Source organism: Croceicoccus sp. Ery15, assembly GCF_020985305.1.
Classification (GTDB): Bacteria; Pseudomonadota; Alphaproteobacteria; order Sphingomonadales; family Sphingomonadaceae; genus Croceicoccus.
The window spans coordinates 639,569-660,990 of the sequence record NZ_CP087588.1 but is presented as its reverse complement, the minus strand read 5'-3'; the positions used below and the strand labels follow the sequence as shown (position 1 = coordinate 660,990).

Genomic DNA, 21,422 nt, shown 5'->3' with positions numbered 1-21,422 from the left:
AATGTTCAGCTCTATCCGCCGGTAGGGGGTTAGCCCCGATAGCGGTTGGCGCGGCCCTTAGGGGGATTCGGGGTGTGGGTCAAGGCTCACGATATAGTTTGGAAAGCCGGTCGCAGTTTTGCCCTTAGGTCACGAAGGCTCTCAAATTCTTCAACTAACAAATGCGTGCGAGCTGCGCGAGCGACAGAGTTCGTATCGACGCATCCTATCCCGGTTTATTCATGAGGCCGCAGCAGCGAAGTGGATGGGCCTTGATCTGACGTTGGCGGCGTAGTCCGGGCGAGCGTCTTCGACGGCATTTTTCACCGCGTCAGGATCAATGGGCTTTTCGAGGTTGATGGAATGGAGCTCGGAGTTCGGCGGCACAGCCGCACCGCCTAAGTAGGTGCAGGCCTGAGATTGGTGGCGATGGCTTTCAAAACGGAGGCATCGGGACAGGCTGACGCGAAGGCGACACGGATGCGAGTGGCGCTCTCAATGACGCGGGCAGCGACCTTGAGCAGCCTGAGGCGCAACGTTGCGAACTCGGCGGTCGCGAGCGAGGCTGCCTTGGGGATTTCCTGCTGAATGCGCCACAGGAGCCAGTATGCGGCGGTGTGCAGGATGAGGCGCATCTGATTGGCGTTGGGAGAGCGGCACGAGGTGCGATCGCTGGCCAGCTGGGTCTTGTGCAGCTTGATCAGGTTTTCGGCCTGACCGCGCGCGCAGTAGAGCGTATCATAGATGTGCTCGGCCGAGCCTTCGGTCAGCGAAGTGACGACATAGCGGATGTCCATGCCCATCGTACTGGCCTCGATCCGGGCGACGACGCGGCGCTGGCACTTCCAGCTTTTGGCCCCGTAGCGGGTCTCGGCATAGGTGCGCAGGACCGGGTACTGGCGCTGAGCGCGTTTGACCGCACAGGCATCGGCGGCAACGACGATTTCGGGATCGGCGCGTAGCACGGCGTTGGTCGGCAGGCCGAACACGTAGTCGACGCCGCAACCCTCGCAGACGGCCATGACCTCGGGCCGCCCATAGTGCCCGTCGCCGCGGATGGTGATGTGCGTTTCGGGCCATTGCCGGCGGATGTGGCGCACGAGGCGCCGGATGTGACCGGCAGCTTCAACACCAGACGGTGTCTTGCCGGTGCGCAGCAGCATCGCCACCGGCCGGCCAGTGGCGGTGTCGTAGACATGGATCGGCAGGAAGCAACGCTCGCCATGATGACCATTCCAGAACGACAACTGCTGATAGCCATGGACGACATCGCAGGTATCATCGATATCCAGCGTCACCGCCGCCGGCGGGGCCGGATAGCTGGCGCAGTAGATGTCGATCATCGCGGCCAGCATCTTCGCCAACTCGCGCGTGATCGGTGCATTCTCCCACCGGCTCATCGTCGGTTGGCTGGCCAGCCCCGCGCCCGATCCCGGCAGCTTGCCCAGGGCCAGGCGGAAGCCCGGATCGTCGCGCAGGGCATCGAGATCGTCGGCATCCTCATAGCCGCAGGCGATCGCGAACACGCGGGCACGCAGGATGTCGTCGAGGCGATGGATCACCCGGGCAGGATCGCGCGGATCGGCAATGCAAGTCGCAAGCCGCTGGCAGATACCCATCGCGCGCTCGGCCTGCGACAGCAACAGAACGCCGCCGTCCGAAGTGAGCCGACCACCGTCGAACGCGGCTGTGACTTTCTTGCGGTCGACCGCTGGGAATCGGAAGGGGCTTGCGATATCGTCGTTCATGGCGGGTGTGGCCTGTGGCATTTTCTGCCCTGCAGCAGGGCCGGTGTAGACACCCAGTTCCTAATTCAGATCAGAGGCTTATGCCACTCCCGCCAACCCTTCGTAGCCAACCCCGTGAATAAGACGGGCTATAGACTTGGACAGACTACCAAGCAGTTCCTTTCCTGGGGCATACCGCAAGAGCTTAGATATATCTTGTAGTTCAATCGCCGCCTGTAAACCTGATGTCTCTTCTGCAATTAATTTTTCAATATATGATGGATCATAAGCTTTGGTAACATGCGCCCTCTGGCGCTCGACGTCCTGCATAAGAAGCCGTCGCAAATCCGTGTCATTATTTACCCTCTTGAGCGCGGTCGATGGAACGGAAACACCAAGCCTAAGGGACAGCTGGACACCTCGAAAAACTCTGGTCTTTGAGGTGTAGATTTGATTCACTTCGCCGGTGATACGGCGGAGGCAGTGATGGCGGGACAGCCCGGTTTCTTTGATCTTTCGGACCGTTATGAAGCGCTGAGTGCGGCGGGCGATCCGCTGGAGCGCTTGGCGGCGGTGGTTGACTTCGAGGTTTTCCGCGGGCCGCTAGTGGCAGCGCTTCGACGCAGCGTTCGCGGCAAGGGCGGGCGGCCGCCGTTCGACCCGGTGCTGATGTTCAAGATCTTGGTGCTTCAGGCGCTTTACTCGCTGTCAGACGAGGCGACGGAGTTCCAGATTAAGGACCGGCTGTCGTTCCAGCGCTTCCTGGGCCTCGGCCTCGACGGCACCGTGCCGGATGCGACGACGGTGTGGTTGTTCCGTGAGCGCCTGGTCCAGGCCAAGGCGATCGATAAACTCTTCGCCCGCTTCGACACTGCGCTCAAGGATCGCGGCTATCTTGCCATGGGCGGGCAGATCATCGACGCTACGGTGGTCCCGGCGCCCAAGCAACGTAACACCGAGGCCGAGAAGACCGCCATCAAGGAAGGGCGCATCCCCGAGGACTGGAAGCCGGCCAAGGCGCGACAGAAGGACAGGGATGCGCGTTGGTCGATCAAGTACAGCAAAGCCAAGGTCCGCGAGGGGACCGATCCCAAGGCAGCGAAGCCCGTCGATCTCGCTATCCCGATGTTCGGCTACAAAAATCATATCGGCATCGACAAGGCCCACGGTCTGATCCGTACCTGGGGTGCCAGCGCCGCCAACGCCCATGACGGGGCGCGGCTGCCCGACCTGATCAGCAAGGGCAATACCGGCTCGGGCGTCTGGGCGGATACCGCTTACCGGTCGAAGAAGAACGAAGCGTTCCTCACCGCCGGCATGTTCAAGAGCCATATCCACCAGAGGCGCAAGCCGATGCGGCCCATGCCCGAGCGGATCGCCAAGGCCAACACCAAGCGATCCAAAATCCGCGCGCAGGTCGAGCATGTGTTCGCCGGGCAGAAGCACCGGATGGGTCTCGTCGTGCGCACTATCGGTATCGCCCGCGCCACCATCAAGATCGGCATGGCCAACCTGGTCTACAACTTCCAACGCCTGGTATGGCTTGAGGGGCGAACTGCGTCTGCATGACATCAAAACGGCCCCAAGGAGGTGCCGGAAACATCAAAATCATCCGGAAATTGGGCAAACAGCAAAGCCCTTAATGCCTTCGGGCCCCGTTTTGACGCGATCACGATAAAATCACTGGGTTCTTCGAGGTGTCCAGCTTACTTGAGATTCGTCGTGCGACAATTTGCAGCTTATTTTGACGAACGAAAGAAATTATCTTAAATGAAATCTCGTCTGAACTTGGGATACTTTCCACAGTCCCCAACCGCTCAGCTAACGTCCGAACTAAATCAGGCTCACACAAATAACTTTCAGCTTCATGGTATTCCAACACAAAGAGCGTCGGTCCTTCAATCTCAGCAATCTCAGCGTCTGATTTGTAATCCCGGTCAACAACTCCGACCACCCGCACATCCGGTGAAATTCTATTCCATTTGCCAGAACGCGAAACGATTGCAATTACATCTTCGCACCCACCTACCGAGGACGGCGCAATCTCGCTATCACCCAAAATAAAATTGTAGAATATTGAGTCAAAGGATTCATCTTGACCTTCAACTACTAGTGACTTCTTATTGGATAATAAGGAAGTTATGTTACCTAAAAGTTCCTCTTGCTCAGATTTTGACAATTCATCTAGATTATCAATCTGTTGGATGTTTTCATTGCTGTTGCTGAGAACATAGAGGTATTCTACTGAATCGCGCATAGCGAAACTGACGCTATGCGTCGCGTATACAAACATCGATTGCGGCAACATACTTTCAATTGACGACCACAATCTGTTCGCTAGCCCAGGGTGCAAATTTAACTCTGGCTCGTCTATGAATAATATCGACTTCTCCTCAGCCAACTCTACAACATCAACAAGAACTGAGAAAACTTGCTTCTCTCCATCAGAGAGCGAAGTTGGTCCATATCTATGCTGACCCTTATTACATCGAAGTCTCTTGTCACTCGCTGAATACTGCAATGTTATAGTGGGAAATATATCGTTGAACGCTTCAAATACACGACTCATTGGGTCAAGAGGCCGCCGAGGCACCTCGTCAGCAGATCGCCCCGGATTAACCTTCAACCATTCCATTACACGATCGGAATGCTCTATTCGCGAATTTTCAGCCAACAATTCTAATGTCTTGAGTCCATCAAAAAGCCGGCTCTGCAATGTTCCAGCTCTCTTTTTAGAGTATTGACTAAATGTTGTGTCATATGACCGGTATTTATTGAAGTTTTGCGCATTTAATTCAAGACTATCGTACATCGTAAGTGCACGACCACCCTCAATATTTATAATTTTGTGATCAGGTAGTATGTTAGGTATTTGCCCCCTTAATTCCTGTAATAGCTTTGATTTTCCTGTGCCATTTGATCCAAGAAGCACATTAATCCGCTCAAACCGTAAGGGCGTATTGCCGGTGCGTGAGGTAATTATGTCCATTAGATCAAATTCCAGATTGCTCTTCGGGCGATTGGCTACTGCCTTATCCCAAAGGACTTTTATTTTCCTACACCCCCTCCCCCCAATATCCCCAAGCGCCCCTCACCCAGCAGGAGCGCCCGCATGTCCGACACAACGCCGCCGCCCGAATTCCCCTTCACCCCCGTCCCTCGCGCGCGAAGGAAGCTAACGCCCGCACGCCAGCGGCAGTTTATTGCGGCGCTGGCGCGGACGGGGCTTGTGGCAGAGGCGGCCGAGGAAGTGGGGGTCAGCGTCGCGGCGCTGGAGAAACTGCGCTATTCCCCGAAAGGCCAGAACCCGAAGGGGGGCCAAAGCTTTCGCGCGGCATGGGATGCGGCGCGCGGGTGCGAGGCGGCGCGCAAGGCCCGCTCGGCACGCCGCAGGGACAAGAACCGGATGGAGCGCCAGCGGCTGGAGCAGGCCCGACTGGAGCAGGCCCGCTTGGAACAGGACCCGCGGGATCGGGACGCGCGCGGGCCGGATGGGGCGGACGGACATACGGGCCATGTGCCGCATGCGTTCCGGCTGTCGCCGCCCGATCCGTCGGTGCAGTCTTCCGGTGCCTATTCCGCCGCCCCGAACTCCGCCCTTCCGCATTCCGCCGACGCGTATTCCGATCATTCGGGCCATCTTGCCAGCCGGTCGGCGCGTCCGTCGCGGCGGACCAGCCGTGCCGCCTTTACGGGGCCGGAGCCGCATCCCGACGATCCGCTGCTGGGCTTTCGCCCCTTCCTTCATCGCTGCCCGCGCAGGAATTCGATCACGCCGGACCGGCAGCGCGCCTTTATCGCGGCGCTGGCCGCCAGCGGATCGGTAACGCAGGCCGCGCGGGCCATCGGCGCGAGTGTCGAGGCTTTATACAATCTGCGCGCCCGCGGCGGGGCCGAGGAATTCGCCGCCGCGTGGGAAAAGGCCATCGACCTTGGCATCGCAAGGCTGGAGGACACCGCTCTTGCCCGCGCGATCGAGGGAGAGTTGCGCCCCATCGTCGCGCGGGGCGAGATCATCGGCGAATATCGCGTGCATAACGAGGGGCTGGTGATGTTCCTTTTGCGCAACCGCCGCGCCGCGCGGTACGGCCCGCCCGCGCTGCGCCCTGCGCCAGAGGAAATGAGCGAGCAGGACGTGATCGACAGCATCAACGAAAAGCTGGACCGCGCCCGCGAACAGATGCGCCGCGCCGAGGCCCGCAAGGCAGGGGAATTGCCGGAGGACGGTTTCGCGGATTAGGGCTTAGTCTGGGCGGTCAGGAAATCGACCAGCGCCTTCACCTTTTTCTGCCGCCATTGCGGGCGCGGGGCGACCAGCCAGTATGTGGCGCGCGTGTCCGCCACATCCGACAGGGCGATCAGCTGGCCCGTCTCAATCTCGTGCTCCACCAGTTGCAGCGGCAGCACGGCGCGGCCCATGCCGCCCAGCACCGCCGACAACGCCTGACCGGTCGCACCCACGCGCAGTGCGGCTTCGGCATCGTCGCCGTCCTTGCCAGCGGGACTGCCGGGCCATGATATCCAGCTGTCGGGCGCGCCGGGGGCGGCGACCTCGATGCTTTTGCCGGGGGACAGGGGCACGCCCTCCAGCTCGCCCGGGCTGTCGATCAGGCGAACCGCGAAATCGAGATTGGCTTCGGTGAAATCGGTATCGTGGCCGCCCGCCATGTGGAAGCGCGTGTCGGGAAAGGCGGCGCGATAGGCGGCAAGGCGGCGGGCGAACCATGCGCCGAAAAAGTCGCGCGGGGCGGCAAAGGTGAACTTGTGGCTCGACTGGCCCGCCTGCATCGCGTGGACCGCTTCCTCGAACCGCAGGAAACCGCTGCGCAGCGAATCGAGGCCGGCGATCGCCTCGTCCGTCAGTTCCAGCCCCTTGGGCGTGCGGCGGAACAGGACGACGCCCAGCAAATCCTCCAGCGCGCGGATCTGTTGCCCGACGGCGGCAGGGGTCACCGCCAGTTCGTCCGCCGCGCGGGTAAAGGACAGATGGCGGGCCGCGGCATCGAGCACGCGCAGGCCGTTAAGGGGGAGATGGGTGCGCTTCATCGTGCCCATGCTGATAATGCGCCGCGCCCGATTGGGCAATGTATTGGAAGGGTTAGCGCCCTATCGCTGGGCGGTGGCCCCAATTACCGCTGCGCGGTGGCAGGCGCCGCAAGCGGAAAGAACGGGATCGCGGCGTCAAAGATGGTGCCGTCGTCGCGGCGGAAGCTGTAGCTGCCTTCCATCGTGCCGTGCGGCGTTTCCAGCGGGCAGCCCGATACGTAATCATGGCTTCGGCCCGGCAACAGGCGCGGCTGTTCGCCGACCACGCCATCGCCCGTCACGATGCTGACGCGGCCCGCCGCATCGGTGATGCGCCAGTGGCGGGTGACCAGCTGCGCCGGTTCGTCGCCGTGGTTTTCGATGCGGATGTGATAGGCCCAGAACCAGTGCCCTTCGGACACTTCGGATTGTTCCGGCAGGAAGCTGGCGCTGACCCGCACCGTGATGCCGTTCGATATCGCGGCATGTTCGAAAAGCTGCTCTATCATGAAGGGCAGGCTAGGCCCGTTTCGCCTGTTCGTGCAATTGGCGGGCGGGAATTGTGAACAGATACGTCGATCGCGGGCAGTCGCCCTACCCCGCCCGAACCGCCTCCAGCGGTGCGTCCAGTGTCCAGCGAAGCCCTTCTGGCGGATAGTCCAGCGTCACATCCGCGCCCAGCGAAGCCGCCGGAATGTCGCGGATCACCGCGCTGCCGAATCCTTCGCGTTCGGGCGGGGTCACGGGCGGCCCGCCGCTTTCGCTCCAGCTGAAACGGAACCGTCCGTCCGCCGTGTCCCATCGCACCGTAACCCTGCCCACGCCCCTATCCTGCGACAGCGCGCCATATTTCAGCGCATTGGTCGCCAGTTCGTGCAAGGCAAGGCCAAGCGTTTCCGCCGCGCGCGCGCCGATATTCACCTTGGGCCCCTCGTGCGACAGGGCGGTTCCGGCCAGATCGATGGCAAAGGCCAGCTGCGCCTCGACCAGATCGGCCACCGACACGCTGCCCCATGCGCGCTTGACCAGCAGGTCCTGATTGGCGGCCAGCGCCTGTATCCGGCGGGTAAAGCGTTTCAGGAATTCCTCGTTCCCCGGTGCCGACCGCCGCGCCAGCGCCATGATCAGCGTCAGCATATTCTTGGACCGGTGGTTCACCTCGCGCAGCAAAACCTCGATCGCGTCGCTTTGTTCGCGCTGTTCGGTGATGTCGGTATTGGTGCCGAACCAATATTCGATCTTGCCGTCAGCGCCCGTGATGGGGCGCGCGCGCGACAGGAACCAGCGGTAAACGCCGTCGTGGCGGCGCAGCGGGAAAGTATCTTCCCATGGCTCTCCGCTGACGATGGCGCGGCTGTATTTATCGACCACGCGGCCAAGATGATCTGGGTGGTGAACCGATTTCCAGCCCCAGCCCTTCATTTCGTCTAGCGTGGTGCCGGTAAAATAGAACCAGCGCCGGTTATACCAGAAAATCGACCCGTCGGCGTCGGCGATCCATGCCAGCTGGGAGATATTGTCGGCCAGCATGGCAAAGCGGTTTTCGCTTTCGGCCAGCGCCTTGCGGGCAAGGTCCAGCTCGCCCAGCTCGCGCGCGAACTTGCTGGCGCCGACGATGCGGCCATCGCTATCGCGCACGGGCGAGACGGTGACGGTCACCTCGACCTCGCTGCCATCCTTGCGCAGGCGGATCGTGTGGAACGGCATCACCCGCTCCCCCGCCATGATCCGTTCGATGATCAGATCTTCTTCATGCTGGCGGTCGTCGGGGATCAGCATGCGGATCGAACGGCCGACGATATCCTCGGCGCTATAGCCGAACAGTCGTTCCGCCGCGGGATTCCAGCTGGTGATCGTGCCGTCCAGACGCTTGGACACGATCGCATCCTCGCAGCTGTTGAAGATCGCGGCCAGAAGCCCCTCGGCAGGGGTGCCGACCGCGCCGCTTCCCAATATCGGCATTATCGCGATCCCGTGCGGCGGGGTGCCGGACTTGCGCCGACGGCCCCGTCCTTGGCTGAAAACACGCCCTTACAGGCCGATGGCCGAGAGTGCCCGGTCGATATCCTCGATAAGATCGTCGGCGTCTTCAAGGCCCACATTGAACCGCAACATCCCCTCGTCCACACCCATTTCGGCGCGCTTTTCCGGTCCGACCGAATGATGGGTGGTCGATGCCGGATGGCACATCAGCGACCGTGCATCGCCGATATTGTTGGAGATATCGATCAATTGCAGATTGTCCAGCAGCGCATGCGCAGCCTCGCGCCCGCCGTCGAGCACGAAGGAGAAGATGCAGCCGGGCATATCCATCTGTTTCATCGCCATTTCGTGGCGCGGATGGCTGGCAAGGCCGGGGTGCTTGATCTGCGGCACGCGGCTTTCCATGAACTGCCCGATCTTCAGCGCATTATCGCACTGGCGGCGCGCGCGAAGCTCCAGCGTTTCCAGCCCCTTCAGCACCACCCATGCGTTGAAGGGCGACAGGTTGGGGCCGGTATTGCGCTGGAACGGCAACAGCTTTTCATTGATGAATTCTTCCGAACCGCAAACGGCCCCCGCCAGCACGCGGCCCTGCCCGTCCATCAGCTTCGTCGCGGAATAGGCGATCACGTCGGCGCCGAATTCCATCGGCCGCTGCATGACCGGCGTGCAAAACGCATTGTCGACCACGGTGGTGATGCCATGCGCCCTGGCAAGGCCGCAGACATATTCGAGGTCGACGATGTCGAGCGTGGGATTGGCCGGGGTTTCGAAGAAGAACACCCTGGTGTTGGGCCGAATCGCAGCCTCCCACGCTTCATTGTCGGTCGCATCGATGGTCGTGCCGGTAATGCCAAAGCGCGGCAGCAGATCGTCGACCAGCCAGCGGCACGAACCGAATGCGGCGCGCGCGGCGACGACGTGATCGCCTGCCGACAGCTGGCACAGCAGCGCGGCGGTCATCGCGGCCATGCCCGATGCCTGCGTGCGGCATGCCTCTGCCCCCTCCATAATCGCAATGCGTTCTTCCAGCATGGCGACCGTGGGGTTCTGCAGGCGCGAATAGGTCATCCCCGCCTCCTCGCCCGCAAAGCGCGCGGCAGGGGTCGCCGCATCGTCATAGCTATAGCCCGAGGTGAGGAACATCGCCTCGCTCGTCTCGCCCATTTCGCTGCGCCATGTGCCGGCGCGCACGGCCTTGGTGGCGGGACGCCAGTTGCGGGTGATCGAGCGGTCGGTTCCGGTGGTGCGTTTCATAATGGCCAAGCGGTTAGACGCGCACTGCACGCATGACAATCGCAGTTTATGCGCGATCGGGACCAAGTTGGACGATAAGTCGCGATCCTGCCCTTAGCGGCGGTCAACCCAGTATCGCGTTGGGGGAGTGCATTGCAGCAGCAGAATTGCAAGGCTGACGAAAATGACAAGAGCACCCCGCGCGATGACCCACTGGTCGGCAGCCAGTTCCGGCGGGACAAGCCAGAACGCCATAATCCCCAGCCCCAGCGTGACCAGATGAAAGCCCGCCATCGCAAAACCGGCCCAGTTCGCGCGCAAACGGACATAACCAGCGGTCACGGAAATATAGAACAGAGCGAATGCGGCTTCGTGCAGGTCGAGCCCGTCATGGTCGAGCCACACACCCGTCACAACGGCCGCAAGCGCCAGCGCGACATGGGCTTGCACTGTCCATGGCATGTCGCCCGCAATCGTCCGTTCCGGCATCAGACTCATCGCAACTCCCGATGTTTGCCCTGCAATCGCCCGCCATGCACCCAGCGGCCCGTATCGGCATGCCACAGCAGCGCCGTAGTCACCAATGTCGCGCCAAAAATCAGGATTGCGCGCAGCGGAAACAGCGCGTCGGGCGTGCGGTCAGGCAGAATGAAGACAATTCCGTACAAAACCAAGCCAGAGAAAATGAAATGCACCCCGCTGATCGTAAAGCGCACCCAATCGTTCTGTGTGGCGACGAACAGCAGGGCCGCCGCCACATAGGCCACCCCCGCCAGCGAGGTTTGCGGGTAAAAGCGGGGCTGTGTAATCGCCAGTGCCAATAGCGGCGCGACAAAAGCAAACGCCACATATGCGCGCAGGGTCCACGGCCATGCGCCGCAACCCATCCTGTCGAGCACGCGTTGCAACTGTCCTGCCCTGCCTTTCGCCCTTTCGCGGCCCGCCGCGTTACAGACGCGCCAGCACCGCATCGCCGATGGTGGCCGTGTCGGCATCGCCGCCAAGGTCCGCCCCGAAAATGCCGTCGGCCAGAACCTTCGCCACCGCCTGTTCGACCCGCGCAGCCTGTTCCTCCTGCCCCAGCGAGTGGCGCAGCAGTTCGGCGGCCGACAGGATCGTCGCCAGCGGATTGGCGATGCCTTTGCCCGCTATATCGGGAGCACTACCATGGATCGGTTCATAAAGTCCGAACGTGCCATGCGCCGTCTTACGCTCTCCCAGAGAGGCGCTGGCGAGCAGGCCGATCGAGCCGACGCACATCGATGCCTGATCGGACAGGATATCGCCGAACAGATTGCCGGTTACGACCACATCGAACTGCCCCGGATTGCGCACCAGCTGCATCGCGGCATTGTCGACATACATGTGCGAAAGCGTGACATCGGGGAAACCGGCGGCGGTTTCGATCACCACGTCGCGCCACAATTGCGAGGTTTCGAGGACATTGGCCTTGTCGACCGAACACAGCATACCGCGGCGCTTTTGCGCTGCTTCGAAACCGGCGATGGCGATGCGGCGGACCTCGCTCTCGTCATAGCTCATGATGTCATAGCCTTCACGCAGGCCCGCATCGGTCGTGCGCATGCCCTTTTCGCCGAAATACACGTCGCCGTTCAACTCGCGCACGATCAGAAGATCGATGGCAGAGGCGACTTCGGGCCGCAGGGCGGACGCACCCTCCAGACCGGCAAAAACCTTGGCGGGGCGCAGATTGGCGAACAGGCCCATCGCGCTGCGCAGGCCCAGAATCGCCTGTTCGGGGCGCAGGTCGCGCTCCAGATTGTCGCAATCGGGATCGCCCACCGCGCCGAACAGGATCGCATCGCATTCGCGCGCGACGGTCAGCGTTTCGGGCGGCAGCGGGTGGCCGTGCTTTTTATACGCCATGCCCCCGACATCCCCGGTCAGGAACGACAGCGGCAGCGGCAGCGCCTCGAGCACGCGCAGGGCCTGTGCGGTGACTTCCTGACCGATGCCGTCGCCTGCAAATACCGCGATTTTCATGTCGTAATCCCTGACTTTCGTGAAACCTATGCCATGCGCGAAAGCCGCGCGCGCAAGATTGCGCGGGCGGCCAGCAGGTCGCCCATAACAGGACCGGCGCGGTCTGCAAGCAGGCGCTTTTCCACATGGCGGCCCGTTGCGTCGAATATGGCCAGCGTTTCGTCCCACCCTGCCGGATCGAGCGCGGGCCTTTCCCCGCCATAGCCCAGCTCGCGCAGCATCAGCGCTTCATAGGCCGACAGCGCGGGCACCCAGCCGCGCGCGGACGGGGCATGGCAGATCGCATCGAGCACCGCGTCCAGCGCCTGATACAGCGCGGGAAACGGACTGCGTTCGGGCAGGATCGCGGCGGTTAGCGCGGTGACCCAGCCGATGGCGGCGGCAGGCAGAGGCTCGGTCAGGAAAGGCGCGCGGCTGGTGACCAGCTCGGCCTTCAGAAACGGCAGCTGGCTGGCCGAACGCGCGGCGATATCGGCCGCGACGACATTGCCGGGGATCAGCGCGGGGCGCATCACCCGCCCCCGCCCGCCCGCGACATAGCCCGCGACCAGCCCGTATTCCTCTGTCAGCAGCCGCGCGATGGCGGCATTCTCGCCATGCGGGCGCGCGGCGCAAACGATGGCAGAGGCGCTGAGATGCATGGGCGGGGCATGCCCGCCGCGCCGGTCGATGGCAAGGCATCAGGTGCCGGGGCGGGCGATGTGCGGTCAGGCGGGCGCGGATTGGGCCATGTCCGCCTCGCACGCGCAGGGCTCTGCCGCCTTGCGCTGGCGGGCCGCTTCCTTGTCCGCTGCGATCAGCGGGTTTTCGCTCCGCCCCATCGTCCAGTTGCGGCCCAGCCGGACCTGCGGATTGGGCGCGCACCAGATCTCCCCCGTCTCGTCGATGGCGGTGACCCAGATTAGGTTATGCTCCTGTCCGTAATCGATCATGCCGAATGCATAACCGTGCCCCTTGCCAAGGACGTGGACTGGGATCGTCGGATTAAGCTGTGTGAACATGGGCGTGAAATCCTGACAAATGCGATTTCACGATCAATGAGCGGGAAGCGAAACGCGTTCCCGCCGACTTGCCCGATGTTAAGCGTTTTTACGAAAAACGCCCGCCCCCCCCTATTCCGCGACCGTCTCTATTCGGCAGCGGGCTTTTTCGGTGCCGGTTTCTTCGCGGGGGCCTTTTTCGCAGGTGCGGCTGCGGTGTCGCCCAGCTTCGCTTCCAGCGCGGCGATGCGCGCGGTCAGCGCCTCGTTCTCTTCGCGGGCCTTGGCGGCCATCGCCTTGACCGCGTCGAATTCCTCGCGGCTCACGAAATCGAGGCCGCCCATCGCTTCCTTGAAACGCTCGCGCGCGGCCTCGCTCGCCTCGCGGCCCATGCCCGCGAAAGTGCCGGCAGCGGCGGTGAACAGGCGGGTGATGTCCGAGATACGGGGATTGTCGCTTTGCATGATGCCTAAATGCTATGGCCCGCGCCGCGCTTCAAGAGGAAAACCCCACTGCGCACAAAGCGCAGCGGGGTTTTTGCAGGGTTTTCGCGGGTTTTGCCGCGGATCAGCGGTGCAGGTCGAACCGGTCCAGTTCCATCACCTTGACCCATGCCTTGACGAAATCGGCGATGAATTTCTCCTCCATCCCGTTTTCGGCATAGATTTCGGACAAGGCCCGCATCTGCGAATTGGAACCGAACACCAGATCGGTGCGCGTCGCGGTCCATTTCTCCCTGTTCGTATCGCGGCAGGTGCCGGTGAACAATTCGTCGCTATCCTCGTCCACCTGTTTCCACGCGGTATTCATGTCGAGCAGGTTGACGAAGAAATCATTGGTCAGCACGCCCGGCCGGTCGGTGAACACGCCATCCTTGCTGCCGCCGTAATTGGCGCCCAGCACGCGCAGACCGCCCACCAGAACCGTCATTTCCGGCCCCGTCAGCGTCAGCAATTGCGCGCGGTCGACCAGCAATTCCTCTGTCGGCACGCTTTGATGCGTCTTCAGGAAATTGCGGAAACCGTCGGCGCGCGGTTCCAGCCAGCCGAAATTGTCGGGATCGGTCTGTTCCTGCGTGGCATCGACGCGGCCCGGAGTGAACGGCACCTCGACCTCGTGCCCTCCAAGCTTCGCCGCGACCTCGATCCCGACATTGCCGGCCAGCACGACCAGATCGGCAAAGGATATTTTCTTCCCGCCGCTGGCCTTGGCGTCGAAATCGGCCTTGATGCCTTCCAGCACCTTGATCACCTTGGCAAGCTTGGCCGGTTCGTTGACCTGCCAGTCCTTTTGCGGGGCCAGCCGGATGCGCCCGCCATTGGCGCCGCCGCGATGGTCCGACCCGCGATAGGTGCTGGCCGCCGCCCATGCGGTGGAAACCATCTCCGCAACCGACAGGCCGCTGTTGGCGATCGCCACCGACAAGGCGTTCACATCGGCGGCATCGACCAGCGGATGGTCCACATCGGGCAGCGGGTCCTGCCAGATCAGGTCCTCGGCAGGGACTTCGGGGCCCAGATAGCGCGCCTTTGGCCCCATGTCGCGGTGGCACAGCTTGAACCATGCCCGCGCGAACTGGTCCGCGAAATAGTCCGGATCGGCGCGGAATTTCTCCATGATCTCGCGGAAGCCGGGATCGACCTTCATCGCCATATCGGCGGTGGTCATGATGGTCGGCTGCTTCTTCGACGGATCATGTGCCTGCGGGGCCAGCGTTTCGGGCGGCGCACCCTTGGGCGTCCATTGCTGGGCACCGGCGGGGCTCTTCACCAGCTCGTACTCATGGTCGAGCAGCATGTCGAAATAGGACATGTCCCATGTGATCGGCGTCGGCGTCCATGCCCCCTCGATCCCGCTAGTGATGGTGTGGTCGCCCATCCCGCTTTCATGGCCCGACGTCCAGCCAAGGCCCTGCATCGCGATATCGGCCCCTTCGGGTTCCGCCCCCACCAGCGCGGCATCGCCCGCGCCATGGCACTTGCCGAACGTATGGCCGCCGACCGTCAGCGCACAGGTCTCCTCGTCATTCATGCCCATATTGCCGAATGTCTTGCGGATGTCGCGCGCACTGCCCATCGGATCGGGATCGCCGCCCGGCCCTTCGGGATTCACATAGATCAGCCCCATCTGGATCGCGGCCAGCGGGTCTTCCAGCGCCATTTCCTTGTCGGGCTGGATGCGGGTTTCGTTATTCTCGTCCCCCACCCAATAGGCTTCGGTGCCCCAATAGACATCGGTCTCGGGCTCGTACTTATCGGCCCGTCCGCCGCCAAAGCCGAACACGGGGCCGCCCATCGATTCGATGGCGACATTGCCGGCCAGGATCATCAGATCGGCCCATGACAGGTTCTTGCCGTATTTCTGCTTGATCGGCCACAACAGGCGGCGCGCCTTGTCCAGATTGGCATTGTCGGGCCATGAATTGAGCGGGGCGAAACGCTGCTGCCCCGCACCCGCGCCGCCGCGACCGTCCTGAATGCGATAGGTGCCCGCGCTGTGCCATGCCATGCGGATGAAGAACGGGCCGTAATGCCCGTAATCGGCAGGCCACCACGGCTGGCTGTCGGTCATCAGCGCGGTCAGGTCGCGCTTGACCGCATCGTAATCGAGCGCGTTGAACGCCTCGGCATAATCGAAATCGCGGTCGAACGGGCTCGGGTTCTGGCCGCCCTGATGCAGGATATCCAGCGTGATCTGGTTGGGCCACCAATCGCGGTTGGTGCGGCCCAGCAGGGACTTGCGCGCCTCGTGCTGAACGGGGCAGCCGCCTTTCAGCGGGTCTTTGGTCTTGGCGTCCATGATGTTCCTTCTCCTGCAGCTTGTCCCGTCCTTTTATGGGGCGGAGCATACATGGCGATGACAGCGGCCCCAAACACGAAAACCCATTCAGAAAAATTCAGGAAATCGATCAATGAATGGCAATTGACAGATTCCCTCTATCAATAGGGCGCGCCGTCAAGGCGGGATGCCGCTGGTGATGCGCGGCCCGGCCGTGGCGGGCGGGGCCGTGCATCTCCGCCTATGTCGTCATCCTTCCGCCAACCCCGATCAGGGCTGGTAGAAGAACCACATCACCACAACCGCAAGCAGCAATGCCGCCAGCCCCGCGGCCACATGGGCCCAATCGATATGGGGTGCGTGCATATGGGGTGCCTGAACATGCCATTGGGCATGCTTTCCGATCCGTGGCGCATGAGGGATACGCATGATCTCCTCCTTGCATTCAGTTCCGCATTTTAGCGCGGCTCCAACCGCTGGAGTCGTTGACGGTGGAAATATACGCCTTTTCAGGTGTGTTGGGTAGGATTTTGGTGGGTTTTTGGCTGTATGGTGGGGTGGAAGCGGAAGGTCTGCTGATGGCCGGTCGCGGCCACAAGGCCTCTGTGAGAATGAGCAGCATGATCCAGCACTGTTGCGAGAAGGTGCGCTCGAATATCGAGAATACGTGCGATCAGCATTTGGACCGTTTTGAATGTCCAGATTGCTTGATCCACTACTCTGAAGCTAGCGATAGCTATGGACCGATGATCCATGACGGCGGGTCGTCCGTTATAGCAATTTCGTATTGTCCATGGTGTTCGAGCAAACTGCCGAATGGGCTGGACTGATCATCAGCTTTCCACCCCATTCCAGTCATTAGCACCTATTACCTCAGGAACCGAAAGCTGCCGCGGCCACGGCAAAGCCGCGGCTGTCACGTTGAACGGATCGCTGCGGGCGTTGTCGCCCTTGCGTCCGTCAGCCGGGGCGCCGCCTCTGGCGAATTAGGGCTCCGCTTGCTGCGCAATGCTCGCCCTAATTCGCGGGCGGCTTTCTAATTCACGGGCGGCTTTGCCATCAGCGTCAGTGCCGATTGTGCCAGCACGGTCGCGCCGGTTTCGACCACTGCGTCGGCGTCGGGGGCCCAGAACGGGCTGTGGAGCGAGGGGAGCGTAATTTCGCCGGCTTCGGATTTCGCCATGTTTTCGGGCGTGACGCCGCCTACCCAGAAGATCAGCGACTGGATATTGTCGGGGTCCTCGCGGCGATAGCGGCTGAAATCCTCTCCGCCCATCACGGCGGGGGTGTCGATCACCCGCGCCTCTCCGAATGTCGACTGCATCACCGGCACCAGACGGTCGACCAGTTCGGGATTGTTGAAGGTGGCGGGCGTGAAGGCGGGATCGACGGTGACAACCGGCATCTTGTCTTCGGGCATGCCCGCGGCGATGGCCTCTCCCTTTGCGATGCGTTCGATGCCTTTCAACAGCCCGTCGCGCGATGCATCGGAATAGCTGCGCACCGTCAGCTGCAATTTCACCTCGTCCGGAATGATATTGTGCTTGGCCCCGCCATGGATGCTGCCCACGGTGACGACGGCGGGGTCCTGCGGGTTCTGTTCGCGGCTGACCAGTGTCTGCAACCGCATCACGATGCTGCTGGCCAGCACGACGGGGTCCTTGGTGGTGTGCGGATAGGCGCCGTGCCCGCCGACGCCGGGAATGGCGATATCGACCGAATCCACATTGGCCAGCGCCCATCCGCTGGCATAGCCGACGACGCCTGCCGGTATCTGCGCCGCATCGTGAAAGGCGATGGCGTAATCGGGCTTGGGAAAACGGGTATAGAGCCCGTCTTCCAGCATGGCGCCCGCGCCCTCGCCCACTTCCTCGCCCGGCTGGCCGATCATGACCAGCGTGCCGCTCCATTCATCCTTGCGCGCGGCCAGTTGGCGCGCCGCGCCGACCCAGCCCGCCATATGCGTATCGTGGCCGCAGGCATGCATCACCCCGCTTTCCACGCCCGAACGCGCGGTGGCGGTAACCTTGGACGCGAATGGCAGTCCCGTTTGTTCGGTTACCGGCAGCCCGTCCATATCGGCGCGCAGCAGCACGGTCGGCCCTTCGCCGTTTTTCATCACCGCGACGACGCCGGTGCCGCCGACCCCTTCGGTCACGTCAAAGCCCAGCCCGCGCATGATGCCCGCCAGCCGCGCCGCCGTTTTCACTTCCTGCATCGACAGTTCGGGATTGGCGTGAAGCTCGCGGTAAAGCTCCATCAGCTCGGGCATGTCGCGCTCTATGCTTTGGGTAAGCGATTGCGCGGCGGCGGGGGTTGCAAGGGCCAGCGTTGAGACGGCGGCGAGCGATGCTGCGAGCTGTTTGATGTGCATGGAGCGCGACGATAACGCGCCGATGGCACGTTGCAAGCCCGCGCCGGACAGAGCTGTGCGTTACGCGGGGTCCGGCGCGAAGCGGATGGGATCGTCGCCCTCTGCCCATGGCCGGTGGCGGACCATGATCGCCCTGAACAGGGGCGATTCCAGATGGCCCGTCAGCCATTTTTGCAGATGGGGCAGCGGCAATGCGTCGAACCAGTCGCGAGCCACCGCCGCGAACTGGCGGACAAAGGGAAAGATCGCCGCATCGGTCAGCCCGCGCCGCGCGCCGCCCAGCTGGCCATGCGCGGCCAGACGATCATTCAAACCGCCCAGAAACTCCAGCGCGCTTTCGCGGTGGGCCATCGGGTCCGATCCGTGGCGGTCGGGGTATTTATACCGGTCGAGATCGTGCTTGAACGCCCCGTCATTCGCCGCGACCAGCGCTTGGTCGTCGCGCTCCAGCCAGTTTTCCGGATCGTTGCGGGCCAGTGCCCAGCGCATGATGTCGATGCTTTCGTCGATGACCGCCGCATCGTCCGGCACCAGCACCGGCACCGTCCCCTTGGGCGATGCGGCCAGCATGGCATCGGGCTTGGCGGCCAGCTTGACCTCGCGCAGGATGCAGGGCGTGCCGCTGATCGCCAGCGCCAGCCGCGCGCGCATGGCATAGGGGCAGCGGCGAAAGCTGTAGAGCACGGGTTCAGTCATCGCGCGCCTTTTGCACCGCGCCGACATGCGCCACGCCCCGCTGCGCCGCCAGTTCCTCCTGCCGTTGCCGCTCGCGATAGGCGGCGCGTTGTTCGTCGGTCCGTTCGGCATGGCAATGCGGGCAGCTGACGCCCTCTTCATACAGCGGCGAGGCCATGTCGGCGTCGCTGACCGGACGGCGGCAGGCATGGCACAGGCCATAGCTTCCCTCCACCAGCCCATGGCTGACGGTGACGCGCTGGTCGAACACGAAACATTCGCCGCGCCACAGGCTGTCGCGCTCGTCCACCGTTTCCAGATATTTGAGGATGCCGCCCTTGAGGTGGAACACGTCCTCCACGCCTTCCTGCTTCAAAAAGGCGGTCGATTTCTCGCAGCGGATGCCGCCGGTGCAGAACATGGCGACCTTGGGCGCTTTTCCCTCACCCGGCAGGCCTTTACCCAGCAGCCTTTCGCGCTCGCTGCGGAACCAGGCGGGGAAATCGCGGAAGCTGGCGGTTTTGGGGTCGATCGCGCGGTCGAATGTGCCGACCGCGACTTCGTAATCGTTCCGCGTGTCGATCACGATGGTATCGGGGTCCGATATCAGCGCGTTCCAGTCCTGCGGATCGACATAGGTGCCGACGGTGCGATTGGGGTCGATGTCGGGCTGGCCCATCGTCACAATCTCGCGCTTCAGCCGCACTTTCATCCGGTGGAACGGCATGGTGGCGGCGGCCGAGAATTTCACGTCCGTCGCCGCGCAACCGGGCAGCGCGCGAATATGGTCCAGCACCGCGGCGATGCCGTCTGCCGTGCCCGCGATGGTGCCGTTGATCCCCTCGCCCGCCAGCAACAGCGTGCCGCGCACGCCATGGCTGCGGCACACGGCCTCCAGCGGGGCCTGCAGCGCGGCGGGATCGTCGAAACGGGTAAAGCGGTAAAGCGCCGCCACCGTCAGCGGCGCGCCGGATTCGCATGTCATATCGGCCATGCGCCGCCCATAGCGCCAAGCGCCGCCGTGTCCAAGCCGGCGGCGTGCGCGATCAGGCCGTGGCGGGCAGTTCCAGTTCGATGGTGCAGCACAGGCCATCGGGCCGGTAATCCAGCAGCGCGCTGCCGTCATGCTGGATGACGAAGCCCTGTTCGATCAGCCGCGATCCGAACCCCTTGCGTTCGGGCGCAGTCACCGGCGGGCCGCCCCGTTCGCGCCATTCGATGGTCAGGCGCTGGCGGCCCGCGTCATCCTCTCGCAGATGCCAGTCCACCGCGATCGTGCCGGTATCCGCCGACAAGGCGCCATATTTGATGGCATTGGTGCATAGTTCATGGATTGTCAGCGCCAGCGACACGCCGATCTGCGGGGTCAGCGATACGGGCGGGCCGTCGAATGCAAAGCGCGCCACATCCTCGCCCGTCGCGGCGGTAACGGCGGCGATCAAGCTATCGCGCAGGGATGCCGGTTCCCAGTTCCCCTTGGTCAGCAGATCATGCGCCGATGCCAGCGCATGCAAACGCTGCGAGAAGATGCGCCGCGCTTCCCCCTCAGGGTCGACGGACCGGAACGACTGGCTGGCCAGCCCCTGCACCACTGCCAGCGTGTTTTTCACGCGATGGTTCAGTTCGCTGATCAGCAATTCCTGCCGCCGCTGGGCGCGCACTTCCTCGGTGACGTCATAGCCCTGGACGAACACGCCGCCCGGCTCGCCATCGTCGCCGAAGATCGGCTGGTAGATGAATTCGAGGAACATCTCCTCCATCCGCCCCTCGATCTCGAGGAATATCTGCTCGTTCCGCCCGAAATAGGGTTTGCCGCTGGCCAGCACCCCGTCGAGCAGATCGACAAAGCCCTGTTCGACGATTTCGGGCAGCGCCTGTGCTACGGGGCGGCCCAGCAGATCATCACGCCCGACCAATGCGCGATAGGCGGCATTGGCCATCTGGAACACATGATCCGCCCCCTCGACAATGGCGACGAAGCCGGGGGCCTGTTCGAACAGGCGGCGCAAACGCTCGCTCTGTGCTTGCAGATCGGTGTTGCGTGCCTGGATCGCGCCCGCGCGCTGGATCAGCCCCATCTCGTCGCGCATGCGGCGTAGCGCCTGAAGCTCTGTCACATCGACCGTGTGCTGAAGAATATGGGTGACCTGCCCGTCATCGCCCAGCAAGGGCGTATGCGTCGCGCTCCAGTACCTTTGCGTCATCGTGCCGTCGGGCTGGGCGATGTCATAGCGGATCAGCGCGATCTCGTCCCGCTCGCCCGTGTCGAGCACGCGGTGCAGCGATGCGTGAAGCAGATCATAGCTGTCGGTGCCCGGTTCGCTGGGAAAGGCATCGAACAATGCGCGGCCCAGAATATCGGCGCGTTCGCGCATCGTCGCCTGAAGATAGGCATCGTTCATCCACGCGATCCGCAATTCCGCGTCGAGCACGACATAGGGATTGGGCGAAAGCGCGAAAAGGGCTTCGAAATTCATGCAGATACGCTCCGGCCGCAGGTCGAAACGAAGCGGGCCGGCGTTCCTCCGGTAAGCGCCGCGGACAGGGCGGGCCGTCCGGCATGATTGCGCCGCTTCGCCGCGAAAAGCAACCTGTTTGCAGGGGGTTGGTTCCGGCAGTCTGCTTATGTCGGGGGCAATGCTTGGCGCGGGCGGTGCGATC

Annotated in this window: 20 protein-coding genes and 1 pseudogene; 2 read left to right on the top strand and 19 right to left on the bottom strand. The window is 62.7% G+C overall.

The window, feature by feature from the left end:
- Positions 1–377: 377 nt before the first annotated feature.
- The gene (locus LOZ77_RS03290) at positions 378–1,727 is read right to left on the bottom strand and encodes an IS1380 family transposase (RefSeq protein ID WP_169749280.1); all 1,350 of its coding nucleotides are present in this window, start codon (positions 1,725–1,727) and stop codon (positions 378–380) included.
- Between the two features lie 78 nt (positions 1,728–1,805).
- The gene (locus LOZ77_RS03285; protein WP_230280777.1) at positions 1,806–2,036 is read right to left on the bottom strand and encodes a hypothetical protein; all 231 of its coding nucleotides are present in this window, start codon (positions 2,034–2,036) and stop codon (positions 1,806–1,808) included.
- 156 nt (positions 2,037–2,192) lie between these two features.
- Here LOZ77_RS03285 and LOZ77_RS03280 point away from each other — a divergent pair, with 156 nt between their 5' ends.
- Positions 2,193–3,275, top strand: coding sequence for an IS5 family transposase (locus LOZ77_RS03280; protein WP_095387427.1), 1,083 nt, complete (start codon positions 2,193–2,195; stop codon positions 3,273–3,275).
- Positions 3,276–3,375: 100 nt separating this feature from the next.
- On the opposite strand, the gene LOZ77_RS03275 is transcribed toward LOZ77_RS03280, so the two are convergent.
- Positions 3,376–4,695, bottom strand: coding sequence for an AAA family ATPase (locus LOZ77_RS03275; RefSeq protein WP_230280776.1), 1,320 nt, complete (start codon positions 4,693–4,695; stop codon positions 3,376–3,378).
- A 123-nt stretch (positions 4,696–4,818) separates the two neighbouring features.
- Here LOZ77_RS03275 and LOZ77_RS03270 point away from each other — a divergent pair, with 123 nt between their 5' ends.
- A complete protein-coding gene (locus tag LOZ77_RS03270) occupies positions 4,819–5,946 on the top strand; it encodes a hypothetical protein (RefSeq protein WP_230280775.1) in 1,128 nt (375 codons plus the stop codon).
- Here the strand turns inward: LOZ77_RS03270 and LOZ77_RS03265 are convergent.
- The 16 genes and pseudogenes from LOZ77_RS03265 to LOZ77_RS03190 all read right to left on the bottom strand — a co-directional run bounded on the left by LOZ77_RS03265 (position 5,943) and on the right by LOZ77_RS03190 (position 21,238).
- A complete protein-coding gene (locus tag LOZ77_RS03265) occupies positions 5,943–6,752 on the bottom strand; it encodes a LysR family transcriptional regulator (protein WP_230280774.1) in 810 nt (269 codons plus the stop codon). The genes LOZ77_RS03270 and LOZ77_RS03265 overlap by 4 nt on opposite strands.
- An 83-nt stretch (positions 6,753–6,835) precedes the next feature.
- Positions 6,836–7,237, bottom strand: a complete 402-nt coding sequence (apaG, locus tag LOZ77_RS03260) for a Co2+/Mg2+ efflux protein ApaG (protein ID WP_230281756.1) — start codon at positions 7,235–7,237, stop codon at positions 6,836–6,838.
- Between the two features lie 88 nt (positions 7,238–7,325).
- On the bottom strand, positions 7,326–8,693 hold the full coding sequence (locus LOZ77_RS03255) for a sensor histidine kinase (RefSeq protein ID WP_230280773.1): 1,368 nt from the start codon (positions 8,691–8,693) through the stop codon (positions 7,326–7,328).
- Positions 8,694–8,762: 69 nt separating this feature from the next.
- Positions 8,763–9,971, bottom strand: a complete 1,209-nt coding sequence (locus LOZ77_RS03250; protein ID WP_230280772.1) for a PLP-dependent aspartate aminotransferase family protein — start codon at positions 9,969–9,971, stop codon at positions 8,763–8,765.
- A 93-nt stretch (positions 9,972–10,064) separates the two neighbouring features.
- Complete coding sequence (locus LOZ77_RS03245) at positions 10,065–10,439, bottom strand: hypothetical protein (protein ID WP_230280771.1); 375 nt, start codon at positions 10,437–10,439, stop codon at positions 10,065–10,067.
- 5 nt (positions 10,440–10,444) lie between these two features.
- Positions 10,445–10,849: a hypothetical protein gene (locus LOZ77_RS03240; RefSeq protein WP_230280770.1), complete on the bottom strand. Its 405-nt coding sequence runs from the start codon at positions 10,847–10,849 to the stop codon at positions 10,445–10,447.
- Between the two features lie 49 nt (positions 10,850–10,898).
- Positions 10,899–11,954, bottom strand: coding sequence for a 3-isopropylmalate dehydrogenase (leuB, locus tag LOZ77_RS03235; RefSeq protein WP_230280769.1), 1,056 nt, complete (start codon positions 11,952–11,954; stop codon positions 10,899–10,901).
- A 26-nt stretch (positions 11,955–11,980) separates the two neighbouring features.
- Positions 11,981–12,595: a DNA repair protein RecO gene (locus LOZ77_RS03230; protein ID WP_230280768.1), complete on the bottom strand. Its 615-nt coding sequence runs from the start codon at positions 12,593–12,595 to the stop codon at positions 11,981–11,983.
- Between the two features lie 66 nt (positions 12,596–12,661).
- Positions 12,662–12,955, bottom strand: a complete 294-nt coding sequence (locus LOZ77_RS03225) for a hypothetical protein (protein WP_230280767.1) — start codon at positions 12,953–12,955, stop codon at positions 12,662–12,664.
- A gap of 206 nt (positions 12,956–13,161) precedes the next feature.
- Positions 13,162–13,398, bottom strand: a pseudogene (locus tag LOZ77_RS03220) (accessory factor UbiK family protein); the annotation flags it as partial.
- Positions 13,399–13,501: 103 nt separating this feature from the next.
- Positions 13,502–15,733: a catalase/peroxidase HPI gene (gene katG, locus LOZ77_RS03215; protein WP_230280765.1), complete on the bottom strand. Its 2,232-nt coding sequence runs from the start codon at positions 15,731–15,733 to the stop codon at positions 13,502–13,504.
- A 249-nt stretch (positions 15,734–15,982) separates the two neighbouring features.
- Positions 15,983–16,141 (bottom strand): hypothetical protein, encoded by a 159-nt coding sequence (locus tag LOZ77_RS03210; protein ID WP_230280764.1) that lies wholly within the window; start codon positions 16,139–16,141, stop codon positions 15,983–15,985.
- 607 nt (positions 16,142–16,748) lie between these two features.
- Positions 16,749–18,086, bottom strand: a complete 1,338-nt coding sequence (locus tag LOZ77_RS03205; protein WP_230280763.1) for an amidohydrolase — start codon at positions 18,084–18,086, stop codon at positions 16,749–16,751.
- 60 nt (positions 18,087–18,146) lie between these two features.
- Positions 18,147–18,782: a glutathione S-transferase gene (locus tag LOZ77_RS03200; protein ID WP_230280762.1), complete on the bottom strand. Its 636-nt coding sequence runs from the start codon at positions 18,780–18,782 to the stop codon at positions 18,147–18,149.
- Entirely contained in the window at positions 18,775–19,755 is a 981-nt protein-coding gene (locus LOZ77_RS03195) for a rhodanese-related sulfurtransferase (RefSeq protein WP_230280761.1), read from the bottom strand. Before LOZ77_RS03195 ends, LOZ77_RS03200 begins: the two co-directional genes overlap by 8 nt.
- A gap of 52 nt (positions 19,756–19,807) precedes the next feature.
- Positions 19,808–21,238 (bottom strand): sensor histidine kinase, encoded by a 1,431-nt coding sequence (locus LOZ77_RS03190; protein WP_230280760.1) that lies wholly within the window; start codon positions 21,236–21,238, stop codon positions 19,808–19,810.
- Positions 21,239–21,422 lie beyond the last annotated feature (184 nt).